Source organism: Flavimarina sp. Hel_I_48 (assembly GCF_000733945.1).
In the GTDB taxonomy this organism is placed as follows: Bacteria; Bacteroidota; Bacteroidia; order Flavobacteriales; family Flavobacteriaceae; genus Leeuwenhoekiella.
In genome coordinates this window covers 2,455,495-2,472,188 of record NZ_JPOL01000002.1, presented here as the reverse complement: position 1 = coordinate 2,472,188, position 16,694 = coordinate 2,455,495, and the positions used below count along the sequence as shown (strand labels likewise).

Annotated in this window: 15 protein-coding genes and 1 tRNA gene; 3 read left to right on the top strand and 13 right to left on the bottom strand. The window is 41.0% G+C overall.

Annotation, left to right across the window (positions count from 1 at the left end):
• Positions 1 to 4 precede the first annotated feature (4 nt).
• From P162_RS10925 to P162_RS10915, 3 genes are all read right to left on the bottom strand, one after another.
• A complete protein-coding gene (locus P162_RS10925) occupies positions 5 to 841 on the bottom strand; it encodes a DUF932 domain-containing protein (RefSeq protein ID WP_031427439.1) in 837 nt (278 codons plus the stop codon).
• 262 nt (positions 842 to 1,103) lie between these two features.
• On the bottom strand, positions 1,104 to 2,891 hold the full coding sequence (locus P162_RS10920) for a ParB/RepB/Spo0J family partition protein (protein ID WP_031427438.1): 1,788 nt from the start codon (positions 2,889 to 2,891) through the stop codon (positions 1,104 to 1,106).
• Positions 2,892 to 3,273: 382 nt separating this feature from the next.
• Positions 3,274 to 3,355, bottom strand: a tRNA-Leu gene (locus P162_RS10915).
• Positions 3,356 to 3,583: 228 nt separating this feature from the next.
• Here P162_RS10915 and P162_RS10910 point away from each other — a divergent pair.
• Positions 3,584 to 4,984: a dipeptidase gene (locus P162_RS10910; RefSeq protein WP_031427437.1), complete on the top strand. Its 1,401-nt coding sequence runs from the start codon at positions 3,584 to 3,586 to the stop codon at positions 4,982 to 4,984.
• A gap of 79 nt (positions 4,985 to 5,063) precedes the next feature.
• On the opposite strand, the gene P162_RS10905 is transcribed toward P162_RS10910, so the two are convergent.
• Positions 5,064 to 5,843 carry a DUF1206 domain-containing protein gene (locus P162_RS10905; protein WP_031427436.1) on the bottom strand — a complete coding sequence of 260 codons (780 nt, stop codon included), beginning with the start codon at positions 5,841 to 5,843 and terminating at the stop codon, positions 5,064 to 5,066.
• 78 nt (positions 5,844 to 5,921) lie between these two features.
• The gene (locus P162_RS10900; protein WP_031427435.1) at positions 5,922 to 6,500 is read right to left on the bottom strand and encodes a PhnA domain-containing protein; all 579 of its coding nucleotides are present in this window, start codon (positions 6,498 to 6,500) and stop codon (positions 5,922 to 5,924) included.
• 369 nt (positions 6,501 to 6,869) lie between these two features.
• Between P162_RS10900 and P162_RS10895 the strand changes: the two genes are divergently transcribed.
• Positions 6,870 to 7,241, top strand: coding sequence for a BlaI/MecI/CopY family transcriptional regulator (locus P162_RS10895; RefSeq protein WP_031427434.1), 372 nt, complete (start codon positions 6,870 to 6,872; stop codon positions 7,239 to 7,241).
• Entirely contained in the window at positions 7,238 to 8,725 is a 1,488-nt protein-coding gene (locus tag P162_RS10890; RefSeq protein ID WP_051907864.1) for a M56 family metallopeptidase, read from the top strand. The genes P162_RS10895 and P162_RS10890 overlap by 4 nt, the downstream gene beginning before the upstream one ends.
• A 60-nt stretch (positions 8,726 to 8,785) precedes the next feature.
• Here P162_RS10890 and P162_RS10885 read toward each other — a convergent pair whose 3' ends face one another.
• The 8 genes from P162_RS10885 to P162_RS10850 all read right to left on the bottom strand — a co-directional run bounded on the left by P162_RS10885 (position 8,786) and on the right by P162_RS10850 (position 16,641).
• Positions 8,786 to 10,504, bottom strand: a complete 1,719-nt coding sequence (locus P162_RS10885) for a DUF885 domain-containing protein (RefSeq protein WP_031427432.1) — start codon at positions 10,502 to 10,504, stop codon at positions 8,786 to 8,788.
• A 367-nt stretch (positions 10,505 to 10,871) separates the two neighbouring features.
• On the bottom strand, positions 10,872 to 11,657 hold the full coding sequence (locus tag P162_RS10880; protein WP_031427431.1) for an SDR family oxidoreductase: 786 nt from the start codon (positions 11,655 to 11,657) through the stop codon (positions 10,872 to 10,874).
• Positions 11,658 to 11,796: 139 nt separating this feature from the next.
• Positions 11,797 to 12,114, bottom strand: coding sequence for a cupin domain-containing protein (locus P162_RS10875; RefSeq protein WP_031427430.1), 318 nt, complete (start codon positions 12,112 to 12,114; stop codon positions 11,797 to 11,799).
• Between the two features lie 57 nt (positions 12,115 to 12,171).
• Positions 12,172 to 13,173, bottom strand: a complete 1,002-nt coding sequence (locus P162_RS10870; RefSeq protein WP_031427429.1) for a metal-dependent hydrolase — start codon at positions 13,171 to 13,173, stop codon at positions 12,172 to 12,174.
• A 1-nt stretch (position 13,174) separates the two neighbouring features.
• Positions 13,175 to 14,953, bottom strand: coding sequence for a MutS-related protein (locus P162_RS10865; RefSeq protein WP_031427428.1), 1,779 nt, complete (start codon positions 14,951 to 14,953; stop codon positions 13,175 to 13,177).
• A gap of 123 nt (positions 14,954 to 15,076) precedes the next feature.
• Complete coding sequence (locus tag P162_RS10860; RefSeq protein WP_031427427.1) at positions 15,077 to 15,442, bottom strand: MmcQ/YjbR family DNA-binding protein; 366 nt, start codon at positions 15,440 to 15,442, stop codon at positions 15,077 to 15,079.
• Between the two features lie 49 nt (positions 15,443 to 15,491).
• A complete protein-coding gene (locus P162_RS10855) occupies positions 15,492 to 16,031 on the bottom strand; it encodes a GNAT family N-acetyltransferase (protein ID WP_051907863.1) in 540 nt (179 codons plus the stop codon).
• On the bottom strand, positions 16,015 to 16,641 hold the full coding sequence (locus P162_RS10850) for a DUF4230 domain-containing protein (RefSeq protein WP_031427425.1): 627 nt from the start codon (positions 16,639 to 16,641) through the stop codon (positions 16,015 to 16,017). The genes P162_RS10855 and P162_RS10850 overlap by 17 nt, the downstream gene beginning before the upstream one ends.
• Between the last annotated feature and the right edge of the window lie 53 nt (positions 16,642 to 16,694).

Below are 16,694 nucleotides of genomic sequence, written 5' to 3'. Positions count from 1 at the left end.
GATGTTATGCCATCGCATAAACTTCATCGAACAGTTTCTTGTCCAATCGTTCCTGTTGACCGAAACTTTTCTTTAAGACATTATGAAGTACTGAATTGAACGCATTGTAACCTAACCACAGATTTGGTTCTTCATTGAGCAACAAGGCTTCATAGTTCAAGATTTCTATGACCTCACGAGATTTTTTCGACGGGTCGCTGTTCTTGTCGCTACACTCGTATCGGAACAGTTTCGTTCTGTCAAGAATCGCCTTCACAAATTCCTGTGTATCGATGATTTTAAATTCTTTCATCTTGTCGAATTTCTTGGTAATGGTATAGAATTCATTGTCCAGAAATTTATCGAATAGATTGTTCAGCCTCGGCATAATCAAGTGCGTATTGTTCTTATTGTGCTTTATGGAAAACTCGATTTCAGCCTGTGACACGTGCAGACCATTTGAGCATACTTCTCTATAAAAACCGAAGTGTCCAGAGGTCTTTTCACTTCCGTCATACGAATTCTTGAACCGAAGCATCGGCAATATCAAGTCCTTATGGTTCTTGACTGTAAACTGGCTTTTGTCGTCGATAATAAAGTCAGTAATGAACGACCTATCATTTTTGTTGATGGTGCGTTTGTGGAAGTTCAGTTGTGCATCAGTCAGCATTTCTTCAGCTTTCTTGAAGAACAGTTGATTTGGAATGTGACCGTAGCTGTTCGATACGACGTTAACGATTTTGCCATTTGAGATAATGGCATTTTCAAGCCCTCTTCGGGATTCCATCTGTGTCAGACTTTTTAAGGATTTCATTTCTGATGACACGAAAATTTCATCCTGTTGCAAATTTTGTAAATACATAGCTTTTGAATTTAGATTAAACAATATTTGAGCAGTACCCAAACGGAAGCTAAAATCACAGCTCAAAAGGAAACGGAATAAATAAGCGTAGGATGTTGCGTTGGCTTTATGCCGTAGTCTTTTGATGGGTGTATTTTACGAGTTTACCTTTGCTCTGATATTGATTGATACCCCCTTCCTTATGAACCCATCTTTCAAAACATTATCATAAAAAAGAAAAAGGGGCCAGCACGAATGCCGACCCTTCTTCAAACAACAAAAGCTAATCGTTGAGTTCCTCAATTTGCTTTTCAAGAACTGTGATGCGCTCTTTCAAACGTGCTTCACGCTTGTCCCTCTTTTCGGTATATTCTTTTTCAATGTCGGCAATCTTGGATTTATAATATCCTTGCATTGCTTTGTAGAATGAAATGTTGGTCAGATTATTGACGTGATTGCTTTCGCTAAAATGCACTTGCTTTGTGAGCATATAGCGTATTAACTTGTGAAAGATTTCCTTTTTGAACTTCTTCTTGAAATTCTCAACCATTTCAACTTTTGTCATCTTTGAAGTGTCGCACAAGAACTTTGAGAAATACTTTTGCTGGCTCATATAGTCCACATTATTTTCAAAGAGCGATATCGAGAATGCGACCATTTCGTCTGTTGAAAGTGTCTTCTTCGTATCAATGTATTTTGTTTCTCGAATCATCTGGACAACTTCTTCAAACTGCTTGTTGTTCTCTATTTGCTTCTTGCGGATTTCCCTTTCGTTGATTTTAATGATTTGCTCTTCAGGCGTGCAGTCCGCCATTTTTCTATTCGCCAATGGTGCCGAGTATTCCATAGAATCGTTCTTAGATTTTTCGACAATCTTTACAAAGATTTCCTTGTGCTGGAATGAATCGGGATGGAATACGATGCCGTTTTTAAATCCATTTTCTTTTGCTGAATTGAATTTTTCCAATTCTTCTGTATAATTCTGTAACGCCTCGCTCAACTCTGCTTTGATTTCATCTTCGGAATAATCATAGTGTTGATATTCTTTCTGAATCGCCTCTAGGGTAGGTTCAATAGGATTTTCTATGATTTCAACATCGTCCAGTAGATAGACTTTCAATCCGTTCTTTTCCAATTGTGATATTATGAGCTGATTACTTTCGTCATCTGCCCAATATTGTCGTATTTCAGGGATTAAAAGGATATTCTCTTTCTTGGACTTTTCAATCAGGTTCAAGAACGATTTGCTTTTCTTCGTTTCAAAACAAGCTGCTTTCGTACAGACCATTTTACCATCGCCGAACAGATTGCCTTGATTGGCTGCATTGAACGGACATTCTACACAAGACCCAGCTTTCGAAACCAATTTTTTATCAGCTACATCAAAAGACGCTTTTTCCAAATCATAGGTCTGGTCTTTAATCATCCTGTTTATCTGATGTGCGTTAAAATCTTCGCCCATTGTTTCCAACATCATTTGTTGTTCTTCCGGTTCAAAGAGCGCTACACCGACACCCAATGATATGGTCATTTCGCCATTGCGTACAAATTGCTTGAAACCGTCAATCAATCCAGCTAATTTTAGACGCTGTCTGATGAAGTTATCTGTCCTACCCAATCGCTTTGCAATTTCGGTAGGCTCATATTTCTCACTTAGGTAAGCAATCGCCTCAGCTTCTTCGGTCGGTTCGACATCCTGTCTTTGCAGGTTTTCGATAATCTGAACTTCAAGCACATCATTGTTCTCATAAGCACTAACGATACAGGGCATCGTTTTCTTTCCTGCCAATTTACTGGCACGATATCGACGTTCGCCCATCACGATGATGAAATGGCCATTTTGTTGTCTTACCGTGATTGGCTGTAACACACCGTGCTTTTCGATACTCTCAGAAAGCTGCTTTAATGCATTCTCGTTAAAAGTCTTTCTTGGCTGTTCCGGGTCAGGCTTGATTTTGCCCAATTGTAAGTTCTGAATTTGAAGAATGGATGATTTCTTTCCGTTTACTTCTTTCTTGACAGTAGATTTCGCTCTACTGCGCTGCTTTGTGGTACTCGCTTTTGTTGTCATAATACTCAAATTTTTGATTAAACAATATTTGAGCAGAAACCAAACGGAAGATAAAATCTTGGCTCAAAAGGAAACGGAATAAATAAGCGTTGGAAAGAGCATTGGCTTTATGCCGTAGTCTTTTGATGGAAGTATTTTACGAGTTTAAATTGCGGTTATATTGTATGATAATAAACTCCCCCTTACGAAGTAATAAGGTTGCTATTTAGCAGAATTTATTATTTTACCAGAAAATTAATAGGGTTTAATAACAAATAGAAATATTTGACATCAATACAAATGTTGCCCTGAAATTAGCAAAATGTTGTACCTATGTTGTACCTGACATTTTTTTCGACATTTTTTTAAATGGAAAAAGCCGAAGATTTCTCTTCGGCTTTTGTACGGGCGGGGAGACTCGAACTCCCACACCTCGCGGCATCAGATCCTAAGTCTGACGTGTCTACCAATTCCACCACGCCCGCATTTTAATATTTTAACACTTTATATTTCGCTATGTCCTAAGTCTAGCGTGTCTACCAATTCCACCACGCCTGCAACTTTATTTTACAACACTTAGGACTCGCTGTAAAACCTGCATCCCCATCACTGAAAATGCGAGGGCAAATATATAAAATTTTTTCGATATGAAAATCAACTTTTCATAAAAATTTTCGACAGATAAATTTTAACTTTGAAACAAAGCAATAACTATGGCAAAAGCAGCAGATTATATAGCAGAAAACAAAGACCGCTTTATCAGCGAACTCATAAAACTTCTCAAAATTCCTTCCATAAGTGCAGATCCTGCTTACAAAGATGAGATGTTTACCACCGCAGACAAGGTCGCAGAACGTCTCAAAGAAGCAGGCTGCGATAAAGTAGAAGTGTGTGAAACCCCAGGATACCCCGTGGTTTATGGTGAGAAGAAAATCAATGAAGAACTTCCCACGGTACTTGTTTACGGTCATTATGACGTGCAACCCCCAGATCCTCTAGACCTATGGGACAGCGCACCTTTTGAACCGGTGATCAAAGAAACCGACACCCATCCCGATGGTGCCATCTTTGCCCGCGGGGCTTGTGACGACAAGGGCCAGATGTATATGCACGTCAAAGCTTTGGAGTATATGGTCAAAAACGATGAACTTCCCTGTAACGTCAAATTTATGATTGAAGGGGAAGAAGAAGTGGGCAGCGTCAATTTGAACTGGTTTCTGGAACGCAACCAGGAAAAATTAAAGAACGATGTGATTCTTATTTCCGATACGGGAATGATCTCAAAAGAAGTTCCAAGCATTACCACGGGGCTGCGTGGTTTGAGTTATGTGGAAGTTGAAGTAACCGGACCCAACCGAGACCTGCACAGTGGACTTTATGGCGGTGCGGTGGCAAATCCCATAAATGTGCTCACTAAAATGATCGCATCCCTACATGATGAAAACAACCATATTACCATTCCGCAATTTTATGATAAAGTAGATGATCTTAGCGATGACGAACGCAAAAAAATGGCCGAAGCCCCATTTTCACTTGATACGTACAAGAAGGCGCTGAACATAGATGCTGTTTACGGAGAAAAAGACTTCAGCACAAATGAACGCAACTCCATCAGGCCCACACTGGACGTAAATGGGATTTGGGGCGGTTACATTGGAGAAGGTGCAAAAACTGTGATCCCCAGCAAGGCATTTGCAAAAATAAGCATGCGCCTGGTGCCTGATCAGGACTGGCAGGAGATCACCCAGTTATTTAAAGATCATTTTGAAAGTATCGCCCCTGCTGGTGTAACCGTTAAGGTAAAACCCCACCACGGTGGGCAGGCGTATGTGACTCCCATTGACGATATAGGCTATCAGGCGGCTTCAAAAGCCTACGAGAAAACCTTCGGAAAAACCCCAGTTCCACAACGTAGTGGTGGCAGCATTCCCATTGTTTCACTCTTTGAAAAAATGCTTGACAGTAAGATTATCCTTATGGGCTTTGGTCTTGACAGTGACGCTATCCACTCCCCTAACGAGCATTTCGGGATTTGGAATTTCCTAAAAGGAATCGAAACAATTCCACATTTTTACCACGAGTTCACTAAATTAAAAACTTCCGAAAAGTCTTGATTTTTAGCATTTAAATACCCTTTTTCAAGCAAAAACCCGGCGATTTGCCAGGTTTTTGCTTGAAGTATTTCTATGTAATTTAAAGTCTCATTTGTGGATATTTGGCCTGGATAAACATGTAGACCGCATAGGCTACCAGTCCTAGTGCCACAATACCCATTACCGTGGCGCCAAAGGTGTTCTGAAGAAATTCAAAAGCGGCAACTTTGCCCTTTCCAGAACCTGAACCACTATCACCCAGAGCCACTTTGAAAAATAAAAATGCGACGATCAGGGAAACTATGCCGCGTGCCGTAAAACCTACTTTTCCACCTTTAATGAGTGCTTCCCGCTCTTTTTCATTTAAATCTGATTCTTCCACATCTTCCCTAAACTTACCGGAATATGCTTTGTATAACTGAAAAATACCTTTACCGGCGATACATAGGGCCACAAAATCTATCAGGTACGGTCCATAGGGTTTTGACATGATAGAAGATACCATAGAGCCATTACCAGATCCAGAACCTGATCCCAGTACCATTTTTGCCGCAGTAAAACCAAGGGAACCGTAAAAAATTCCGCTAATGATATATCCTGATCGCTTCACAAATCCTTTTCCTTCGCTCCATGAATCACCGGGCCCATTAATGGCTTCGTATATCCTGTAAAAGGCGTAGGCAAAAAGGCCAAGGGCCAAAACTGCAAGCAGTACCTCACCAAAGGGCTGGCCAGAGAGAAATTCAAGTGCATTGCCGCTACCACTTTTTGAGCCGCCCAGATTAAAGGCTGCCAAAGCCGTTAAAATTCCAATTATTGCATAAACGGCACCCTTGGAAAACATACCGAAGCGGGCTATTTTTTTCTTTTTTTTATCCATATAACGTGTTTTTTTTGAAGTGCCCAGCTATATAGCTAAACACCACTTTATTGTATAAAGTGAATTAAATATAAGGGATTATAGTTTCTTGACGTAATCTGTGATCAATACGATCTGCTGGCCATCAACTTTACCTTCAATATATTTTTCATTTTCATGATCAAGGGAGATTCGGCGTACCGCTGTACCCTGCTTGGCGACCATACTGCTGCCCTTTACTTTTAAATCCTTGATCAGCACTACCGAGTCTCCCGCTTCCAGGATAACACCATTACTGTCGCGGTGTATAAGCGCGTTTGCTTTAGGTTCCTGGGTAATTCCTGCATTAGCCCAGGTTTTACTCTCTTCTTCCATATACATCATATCCAGGAGATCCTGTGGCCAGCCCTCCCCTTGTAAACGGTGAAGCATACGGTACGCCACAACTTGCACTGCAGGTACCTGGCTCCACATGCTATCGTTAAGACAACGCCAGTGATTGGGATCTACCGCATCGGGATTTTGTATTTGTGCCCTACAGGTGGCGCATATAAAAAGGTGCGTATCTGCTGTGCTTTCGGCGGAATCCGGAACGGTAAATACATCCAGGTCATCAGTGCTTCCACACAGTTCACAAACATTGCCGCTACGGTCTCTTAAATCTTGTTCTAGGCTCATAAATTGTCAAATTTGAGGGCAAAACTAGGGTTATTTTTCGGTTTCGGGGATAATTTGAGGTTTCATGTTGGGCATTTATTGATTGTGGATTTTGAATCGTTAATAGGTTTACGTTAACTGCTCAACGGCTGAAGATATACAAATCTTACGTTCCTAATTCCCAGAGAGGCAAAATTTCAGCTTTGTTGAAAAAGGGTGGTTCACTTTTTTAAATGACAAACCGGATGTGAGCATCAGGTACGATTTCACCTATTGTGGAAATGCCGACAATATTAAATCTGTCTTAAAATAACAATCCCAATAAAAAAATTTACTCTACACTTGTAGAATTAAAATATTATTCTACATTTGTAGAATAAATATAAAACCATGCAACTCCCTAAGGCTGAAGAACAACTGATGGAAATTTTATGGAAGCAGGAAAAAGCCCTAATGAAAGAGCTCATTCTCGCCTATCCAGATCCTAAACCTGCAACGACCACAATTGCCACGTTACTCAAGCGTATGCAGGACAAAGACTTTGTGGATTATGTGCAAGTAGGACGGTCGCGGGAATATTTTCCGCTGGTGCGGAAAAAGGATTATTTCGCCAAACAGGTCAACGGGATGATCAAGAATTTTTTCAACGACTCCGCCAGTCAGTTTGCCTCTTTCTTTACCCAGGAAACCGATTTAACTGAACAGGAACTGGAAGATCTCAAAAAACTGATTGACAAACAGCTTAAAGACAAGAAATCATGACAGACTATCTTATCAAATCTGGATTGTGTTTACTGGTACTGTGGGGATTTTATAAGTTGGCACTCGAGCAACAGAACGCGCACACTTTTAAGCGGTTTTACCTTCTCTTGAGCCTGTTGCTGGCTTTCATCCTTCCATTGATTACGATCACCTATAGCATTCCGGCTGTTGAAGAAGCCATTACGACCTATACCTATATAAATTCGGAAAGCGAGGTAGTTGGCGCCCAACCTATAGCTTCTGTAACCAACTGGTGGGTGTTGGGTTTTTGGATTATTTATGGTCTGGGAGTTTTGATTTTCGGCTTCCGTTTTCTTCGAAATATTGACCAAATTCGGACTAAAATCAGGCATAATATGCATGTTTTCAATGATAATTCCGTGTATGTTTTACTGGATGTAGACACTGTCCCGCATACTTTTATAAACTACATTTTCCTTTCAAAAGCCGCTTATGAACAGCAACAAATCGCACCCGAAATCCTGCTGCATGAGCAGGCCCATGTTGATCAAAAACATACACTTGATATTCTGTTTATAGAAATGCTGCAAGTTGTTTTTTGGTTCAATCCGCTGCTGCATTTCATAAAAAAGAGTGTCGCGCTAAACCACGAATTCCTGGCCGACAGAAAAGTACTAAATCATAAATGCAACCCAGAGAATTACATAAACCTTTTACTTCAATATGCGCAAGGTGCTCATCACACCACATTGACCAGCGCCATTAATTATTCATTAACTAAAAAACGAATCGTTATGCTATCACAACCCTTTTCTGCCAGACAACTGGCCTCCAGACTCGCATTTTTATTACCCATTCTCGCTTTTTGTATTTACTTTTTCAATCAGGAAATTGTGGCGAAGCCAATAAATCCAGAAAAAGAGATATTATTAAACAACATAGAAATTCAGAAAGCACCCATTCTGAAGATTCTTATCAATGACGAAAAAATTTACCTTAACAAAAAAGAAACTACAGTCAATAATTTCGCAAAAACCATTGATAGAATCACCGCAAAATGGACCGAATACGAGATGATGAATTACACCGTTCAATTGCAATCGAACAATGGCGTAGATAAATTCATGGAAATATTGATCAGCGAATTTCACAAAACAAAACTGTATAAAACGAATCCCTCTAAAGAATTGCTTCCACCGCCACCTCCACCTGCTCCAGTTGCTCCCGCTGCTCCTGCTTCACCAGCAACAAAGAATGCTCCTCCCGTCCCACTAACTCCAGCTTCACCCGCTGCTAATAGTACACCTCCATCTCCCATATCACCCCCTGCCCCACCTGCACCACCAAGTGCAGATCTCATAATCGAGCAAATGACATCTGCTAATGCAGATTTTTATTATAATGGGACTAAAATTTCAGCAGCAAGAGCAAAAGAACTTTTTAGCAAGAATAAAAACCTCAATTTTCTTTCCACGGAAGGAAAAGATAGTGGCAAACCAATGGTTTTGATTACCGATAATTAAAATGACGAATTCAATAGTATTCTATAAACCTGACTGATTTTTCAAATCAGTCAGGTTTTTTTATTTCGCTTTAGCATCAAGAATATACTGCTCTACCTGCGCATCAAGAATTGGCAAAGTTACCGTACCCTGGTCTAAGATCACACTATGAAAATCACGGATATTGAACGCTTCGCCCAACTCATTTTCCGCTTTTTTGCGCAGTTCACGGATTTTGAGCTCCCCTATTTTATAGCTCAGTGCCTGCCCTGGCCAACCGATATACCGATCGGTTTCCGTATTGATTTCGTGTAGGGAAAGCGCCGTGTTTTTTGACATAAAATCCACAACTTCATCCCGCGACCAGCCCATGGCGTGTATTCCGGTATCCACTACGAGTCGGCAGGCACGCCACATTTCATAGGTAAGTTGGCCAAATTCTTCATACGGCGTTCGGTAAATGCCCATTTCCGCAGCAAGATATTCGCTATAAAGTCCCCAACCTTCGCCGTAGGCCGAGAGATACAAATCTTTTCTAAACTGCGGTATACTATCGCTTAATTCCTGATTGAGCGCCGTTTGTAAATGATGACCAGGAACGGCCTCATGAGCGGTCAGCGCAGGCAACGTATACAACGTACGGCTATCCAGTTTATAAGTGTTTACCAGGTAATGCCCGGCCTGCGTACCATTTATTGAACTTCCCGAGTAACGACCGCCCGTATATTTTGGCGCAATAGCGTCAGGAACGGGAATCACACCATACGGCTGGCGCGGTAATTTCTTGAAAAATGCAGGGAGTTCATTATCTATGCGCTTGGCAATATCTCGCGCATGCATCAATAGACCATCTCCTGTTTTTTCATAAAACTGTTTATCCGTGCGCAAAAACTCTAAAAAAGCGGCAAAATCCCCTTCAAAACCGACATTTTTAATGATATTTTCCATTTTTTCCTTGATGCGCGCTACTTCACGAAGGCCGAGTTCATGGATGGATTTTGCCGTATATTCTGTAGAAGTTGTATAGAAATTAATTCGGTTTTGATAAAAGTCGGCACCTCCGGGCTGTTCAGAAACCCCTATTTTTTCGCGTGTTTTTGGGATGTATTCATCTTCAAAGAAAGTTTTTATTTCCTTAAAACTAGGCACCACGCTGTCTTGAATTACCTGTTTTGCAGCTTGCATTAAAGAGTCTTTCCGCGACTGCGCAATGGTGGAAGGCAGATTTAAAAATGGCGCATAAAAAGGGCTATCGGCCGGATTTTCCACGATGTGGATCGTGTAAGTAGATTCATAACAATTAAAGATTATTTTGGGCTGCATTATCCTTTCCTTAAGGCCTTTGCGTATCAATTTAAAATTACTGTGCGTAAAATAAGGGATCGCCTTTAATGTTTTTAAATAATCTTTAGCCTGCTCCAAGCTATTTATGGGACGAATCCTGTAATTGAGGTTCAGGTGAAAACCCTGATCGGCCTGTATGGGATTGAGGTACATTTTATAGGTATACGCGTCAATTTCATCCTGCAATACAAAGCGCAATAGTTTATAAGAAGTCGATTCTGAAGTGTTCAAACCCGCTACGGAAACGCTATCCAGCCTGGCCAGTAATGCTTTTGAAAAATCTGCACGCTCCATGGCGAGCGCTTCATCATGTCTCCCCAGGGGATATTCTTTCCAGTCATACTCTTTGTGGTTCTCATACGTGGCGATAATACTGTCTAAAGAAATATCCTGGGATTGCCCAAAAGAAAACATGGAAATCAGGCTGAAAAGGAGAAAAAAGGACTGTTTTTTCATAAATAAGCATTGTTTTTTAAACGGAGAATGCTTCAAATTTAAGGAAGCAAAGCGGAAAAAAGCACGCGATTATTATCCAAAATTGAGTGAAAAATACCCTATTTTAGCCATTTTTGCCTAAAATAGAGCATTTTTTCATGCTGAACACCTTTTGCAAAAAGGACCAAAAATAACCTGAAGTATTAAAATGAAATTACGCGTTAGGAATTGCAGTGACTCTGTTTGCCCCCGCGGGGGAAGCCTTTTTGTGAGGTACTAGCAAAAAAATTGCATCGTAAAGCCCTACCCGCAGGGTAACGCCCATAAACCATTGCAAAAGCTGAAAAATGAAACTAGAAGCAGCTTTTTTGAGCATCTAAATTTTCATCTATATGCTTTTCAACAAGCCACCGTCTATTGGGATTTGCGTTCCGGTGATATATGACGCTTGTTCAGAGGCTAAGAATGCAACCAGAAAGCCATATTCTTCGGGTTTGCCAATTCTTCCCACGGGTACTTTTGATTCCATTTCCTGTAACACTTTGTCTGCACTACTATTTTGCTCTTTCGCTTTTTTTGCATTGAGATCAGCGATACGCTGCGTATCAAAATAACCGGTAAGCACGCTGTTTACGGTGATCTGGTCTTTGCCCACTTCCGCAGCGAGACTTTTTGCCCAGGTGACTACCGCAGCCCGAATGCTGTTTGACAACACCAGATAGGACAAAGGTTCCCGCACAGAAACGGAAGCCACATTTATAATGCGCCCCCACTTGTTTTTCTGCATATTTTTCAGCGCCAGTTCTGTATTCAAGACGGTGATTTTAAAAAGTAGATCAAAGGCGTTCTGATAATCCACAACCTGAATTTCTAGTGCGGTTCCTGCCGGCGGACCTTGCGTATTATTGATTAAAATATCAATGGAATGCTCTTCAAAATAGCCTGAAATCAGCCTTTTATACGCTTCAAAATCATTAAAATCAACTACAAGATATTTATGGTTTTGTCCCTGGTGCGTGGGCAGGTCTGCAACGATTCGCTTTAGTTTTTCCTCACTGTGTGACATCAGCGTCACGCTCGCACCGCTTGCTGCTAGTTGGTAGGCGATAGCTTTCCCTATCCCGGCACTGCTACCGCCTACGAGGGCTTTTTTATGGGCTAAATTGATTTGCATTGTGATCTGGTTTATATGATTCTGCTGTTGTTGGTCGAAAGACTTCAAAACCTCAAAAAATCTTACGTTTTAAGTCTTTTATCTTCCGTCTATTATCCTACGTCCTATGTCATAACTTTTAAATCTTTCGAAGAAAAAACTATTTATATTCCTCTCGTGGCGGACTAAAAACGTCAAGCAATTTGCAAGGCGTAAGTGCTTTTCCACTATGCTTTTTATAAGAACCTATGACCACGATATCCCCGGCACGGTACGTTTTGGTCTCGCCTTCTAACGTAAGTTCAAATTCACCCTCAACCACATGCATCACCTGCTCGTTCACATGGTTGTGCTCTGGCACTTCCGCATCCTTCTCTACATCCCAGAAGGCAAGTGTCATGGTTTCGGTATGTACGAGTTTGCCGTGATACCCGGGCATAATCTCCTTTGAAGTGATATCTTCTAATTTTAAATGCATTTTCTTTAGTTTTTTATTGCGTCGTTCAATATTTCTAAGATACTGCTTTTGCCGCGATTAGTTGCCCCAAATCCTTTCCCAGAGGGAAAACATCACCGTTTTCATGGCTTCGGGATCGCGCTCTTTTTCTTCGATTTTTAATCCGTTTTTATCTGGAAGGAGCCTGTAACTGAAGGCAAAATCAAGTTGTTCCGCAGTAAGGTCATATACGCCAAAACGCAGGTCGTTGAAATACAAAACCCTATCTTTTTTAGTCATTGCGTACCAGCCTTCAGAAATTTTGGCCAGTCGGCTTACCGTATTGGTATTGGCAAGATCGCCCAGAAGTTGGTGCTGTTTCGGCACCCGCCGAAAGGAAATAGGTTTAGAATCAAAAAAGGAATAATCGGCCAATAGATAGGCGTCACCCACATCTATATTTGCCGCCCACAAAATGGTGTTAAAAGGTGCAGGACGGGTGTCCATTTCCAAGTAATCTATTGCTTGCGTATCAAGTGCCTCTTCAAATTTATGAAAGGCAATCCCTTTTAAAACCAGCGAAAGCACCATATATGACGAACTAACCAATAACCCGATGCGGTTCCATTTTCTCCGTTTAAGAGATATTTTTGGCAATCGCATAGCCAAAATCAGAAATATTAAAAAAGGAACGGTATATAGCGGATCGATAACAAAAATATTCTGATAGGCCAGCCGAAGGTCAAAAGGCCAGAACAATTGCGTGCCCCATGTGGTATGCGCATCAAGTAAAGGATGCGTGATGAGTGACCAGAAAAAGAGCCAGGACCAGTTTTGCCAGGTAGCCGCTGTTTTTTTATGAATTTTAGAGACCAGCCAACCTAAAGCAGGCGCCATTATGATACTAAAAAGTATGGAATGGCTCACCCCACGGTGAATCTCAATCGCGGTCAAAGGATCCAGGAATTTGCCTACAAGGGTATCCAGATCAGGAATGGTACCGGCAATGGCACCGTAAATCATGGCTTTGTTCCCTGCTTTTTTGCCCAACACGGCCTCTCCTACCGCAGCGCCCAGAACGATTTGGGTGAGTGAATCCATCTTACGCGTCTATGATATTCATTTTCCGAAGGAGAAAACTTGCGTTCATGTTCTGGCAAATCCCTTTTTTAAAGGTGTAGTCAAAAAAGAGTTCGTCGTTTTTGATTTCTGCATCAAAATAATAGTTTTCTACCGGCGGGAGTTCATCTGCGGCAGCGCAAAGGCTCAAATCGTGCGTGGCGATGATTCCTGTGGAATGGGATGCGACCAATTTATCAATAAACTTTCGGGAACCTATGGCTTTATCTGTGCTATTTGTCCCTTTCAAAATCTCGTCGAGAATGATAAAATACCGGTCAGTTTGAATGGCCTTGACAATAAATTGCAACCTTTTTAATTCCGAAAAGAAATAAGAGGCATCATCTGTAAGGGAATCTGTGGTGCGCATGCTGGTGATCAACTTTATGGGCGTGTAACTCGCGGAAGCGGCACACACCGGCAGCCCCACATTTGCCATTACGATCTGCAGGGAAACGGTACGTAAAAAAGTACTTTTTCCCGCCATATTTGCCCCGGTAATGATAAAAAACTGCTCCTCATCAATGCTAAAATCATTGGAAACCGCTTTTTTGGAATCAAGCAGCGGGTGTGAAGCTGCGGTGGATTCCAGAATCTTTGCGTCGGTTTTAATTTCCGGAAACGTATAGCGTGTGTGGTTAAAACTAAAATTACCTAAACTGTTGTACGCGTCAAAAAAAGCAATGACCTCAAACCAGTCGCTGATCTGCTCTGCATGATTCGCGATCCACTGTTCAATGGCATACCCGTGGCGCAAATCAGACAACATGAACGCATTGGTAAACGTACCCACGAGCAAGTTGCCGCGTTGATCAAATGCAGATAGCCTTTTAGATAGAATTTTAACGATTTCAGAGGCTTTTTTGCCATTTTCTGGGGCGATATTAGCCATTTTCTCCCGTAATAACGCTGAAGTAAATTCCTCGTTTTCCAGCTGTATCAGCAATTTATAATACTGATCAAAAGTGGTCTGGGTCTTGCTCGTATATTCGGCTAGTTTATTGGTTTTTTTTATAAAAGCCCCAGAAATAGCCAGTCCCACAAAAAACCAGCTTACAAGGACCATTATAGGTAGGATATCAAAATAATAAAGCACAAAAACCACTAGCGAAATTAGCGAAAACACCTGCGGAATATACCGCATTGTTTGTGGTACATAAGGCTTATAAGCTTTAAGCCATTTCAAGATAAAAGTAACCGGAACTTCGGTTTTTACCAGGGCGGCCGTAGCTGAGAACGTTTGCCGCCACGCGCTTTTCGCTGAAAGTTCTTGTATCGCTTCCTGCTTTTGCGGAATGTTTGCTATGGAATTTTCGGTAAAAATATTGGCCAGTTTTTCGGCACCTGGATCTAAACGGGTTCGGTTTAAATATTGAAAGAAGGAACCACGGCCAAACAGGTCAATATCCATACTAAAAGCATGCTGGCCATTTTTAAATTTATCCCCATCTGGCAAATCGTGAAAATCCCTATGGAGTACTTTGATCTCCGTGGTATTGATCTTAATAAGTTCCTCCAGAAAACCCCTTTTATACTGTAAATCACTATGTTTTGAGACTAAAAACAGGAAAATAATGATAAAAACCACTATAATCGCCAGGATTATCTGTGTATTTCCCCACGCAAAATATATACCTGCACAGGCCGTAAGAAAGAGAACCAAACGAATAGAACTGCTTGTAAGTAATTTTTTCCTGACGGCAGCAAGCTGCGTTTTATAATCCTCAATATTCTTTGTGTAGTGCGCTACTGGATCTGACATTAATTTAGGTTTGAGGTACAAATATAACCCGCTCGCAGAACTGCGTCCCATGCAAGGGAGTTTAATTTCGCTTTAACAAAATGCTTATTCCCGAAATTCGAGTTTTAAAGATACTTAGCTTTTTTACGATAGAGGTTGTGGCCTTTTTGCTTTAGGAAGTTTGCTTACGACCAGATCGTAACTGTGGTTTATAAAATGATGGATTTGTGCATCTGGTAGTCCGGCATTTATATGTACGGTATTCCAGTGTTTTTTGTTCATATGATAGCCAGGAAAAACCTGATCTGGAAATTTCTCGCGCAACTCAACTGCCTGCCCTGGATCGCACTTCACGTTCATCTGCGGCGCACCAGATTCCCAGGTATTCATTGAAGTCAGGACAAAAATTTTGCCCATTACCTTAAAGACGAGCGTTTCCCTATCAAATGGAAATTCTTCGGCAACTCCCGGTTTAGAAAGGCAAAATGTATAGAATTCTTCAACATTCATAACTGCTAAGTTCTATGAGACAGGAATTCAATCTTAAAATTCGCGAAGCTTATGCAGAGGTAATTGGCATTTCCATGACATAATCTTCCATAAGATACCCGTTTCCTATATCATTATCTTCACTAAACATGTTCTTAAAACCGAAATGTTCGTAAAAATAGAGGGCTTTATTATATCGGTTTACATTCAGAAAAACAGCAGCAGCGCCCTGCTTTTTTGCCTGTTTAATGGCAAAATTCATCAAAAACCTGCCCGCACCGGTACCCTGAAATTCGGTGAGTACATAAATCTTTTGCACTTTTGTTTTCCCTGAGTTGTCTTTGTTGTGTTGCAAAGAGAGAAAACCTATGGAATGTTTGTCTGCCTGTAAAAGATATAAGTCACAGCCGTCTTGTTGTTGTTGCCTAAGTGCTTCCTTGCTGTACATCATCTCAAGCATATAACTGATCTGATCTTTAGAAAGAACATCTTTGTACGTGATGGGCCAGACTTCGTGTGCCAGTTCCTGAAATACTTTCACATCTCCCTGTGCCAAAAGATGCACGCTAAATTTTTTTCTGGTTTTAGACGGTTCAGGAGGCATTTTCATTCTCTATTTTTTTGGTTCCTTCTTCCAGTTGGAGCAGAGCGGTATAATCAAGTTTCCAACCTATGGTTTCTACCAGGTTTTTCATAAGGCTTATTGTACTCAGGGCTTGTTTTGAAGCTTCTGCATACAATCCACTTTGCGGAATTTTATCAACAATATATTGCTTGGCCTCCCGGTTTATTTCGGTAAGATCTGTAGAGGTGAACGGGTTTGCCCAGCCTTCCTGCTTATCGTAATATTTAAAATCGGTTTCGATACTCAGCAATTCTGGCTGCGGAAAATTAGTCAACGTGATCGTACGGTTTTCAACGTCTGGGTGCATCTTTATTTTGGTAAGGTCAAAACCTACATAGGCTTTAGCCTCAATAAGGACCAAAGCTTTTTTGCTTCCTAAAAATAGGTTCATCCACTTATCCTGTACGTTTTTATAATGGTAGATTTCAGAAAAATCGCCTTCCACCGTAATAAATTTACAAACCGAACGAATTTTCTCCATCAGTACCGTAGATTGGGAACTGGCGTGCTCCTGGCGCTTCGTTTTATTGAAACGGGCAAAGACAAAATAGGCGATAATACTGCCTGCAGCGAGGCCTATAAATAAATATTCCATATAACAAAGATAATCGCCTTAAAGGAAGTCACCAAAATAAGGTTGGTACAAAT

Bases quoted from the DNA above. Each gene is read 5' to 3' on its own strand.
- P162_RS10870 (WP_031427429.1), bottom strand. From the start codon at position 13,173: ATGGATTCACTCACCCAAATCGTTCTGGGCGCTGCGGTAGGAGAGGCC.
- P162_RS10885 (WP_031427432.1), bottom strand. From the start codon at position 10,504: ATGAAAAAACAGTCCTTTTTTCTCCTTTTCAGCCTGATTTCCATGTTT.
- P162_RS10875 (WP_031427430.1), bottom strand. From the start codon at position 12,114: ATGCATTTAAAATTAGAAGATATCACTTCAAAGGAGATTATGCCCGGG.
- P162_RS10910 (WP_031427437.1), top strand. From the start codon at position 3,584: ATGGCAAAAGCAGCAGATTATATAGCAGAAAACAAAGACCGCTTTATC.
- P162_RS10895 (WP_031427434.1), top strand. From the start codon at position 6,870: ATGCAACTCCCTAAGGCTGAAGAACAACTGATGGAAATTTTATGGAAG.
- P162_RS10865 (WP_031427428.1), bottom strand. From the start codon at position 14,953: ATGTCAGATCCAGTAGCGCACTACACAAAGAATATTGAGGATTATAAA.
- P162_RS10900 (WP_031427435.1), bottom strand. From the start codon at position 6,500: ATGAGCCTAGAACAAGATTTAAGAGACCGTAGCGGCAATGTTTGTGAA.
- P162_RS10905 (WP_031427436.1), bottom strand. From the start codon at position 5,843: ATGGATAAAAAAAAGAAAAAAATAGCCCGCTTCGGTATGTTTTCCAAG.
- P162_RS10925 (WP_031427439.1), bottom strand. From the start codon at position 841: ATGTATTTACAAAATTTGCAACAGGATGAAATTTTCGTGTCATCAGAA.
- P162_RS10855 (WP_051907863.1), bottom strand. From the start codon at position 16,031: ATGAAAATGCCTCCTGAACCGTCTAAAACCAGAAAAAAATTTAGCGTG.
- P162_RS10920 (WP_031427438.1), bottom strand. From the start codon at position 2,891: ATGACAACAAAAGCGAGTACCACAAAGCAGCGCAGTAGAGCGAAATCT.
- P162_RS10880 (WP_031427431.1), bottom strand. From the start codon at position 11,657: ATGCAAATCAATTTAGCCCATAAAAAAGCCCTCGTAGGCGGTAGCAGT.
- P162_RS10850 (WP_031427425.1), bottom strand. From the start codon at position 16,641: ATGGAATATTTATTTATAGGCCTCGCTGCAGGCAGTATTATCGCCTAT.
- P162_RS10890 (WP_051907864.1), top strand. From the start codon at position 7,238: ATGACAGACTATCTTATCAAATCTGGATTGTGTTTACTGGTACTGTGG.
- P162_RS10860 (WP_031427427.1), bottom strand. From the start codon at position 15,442: ATGAATGTTGAAGAATTCTATACATTTTGCCTTTCTAAACCGGGAGTT.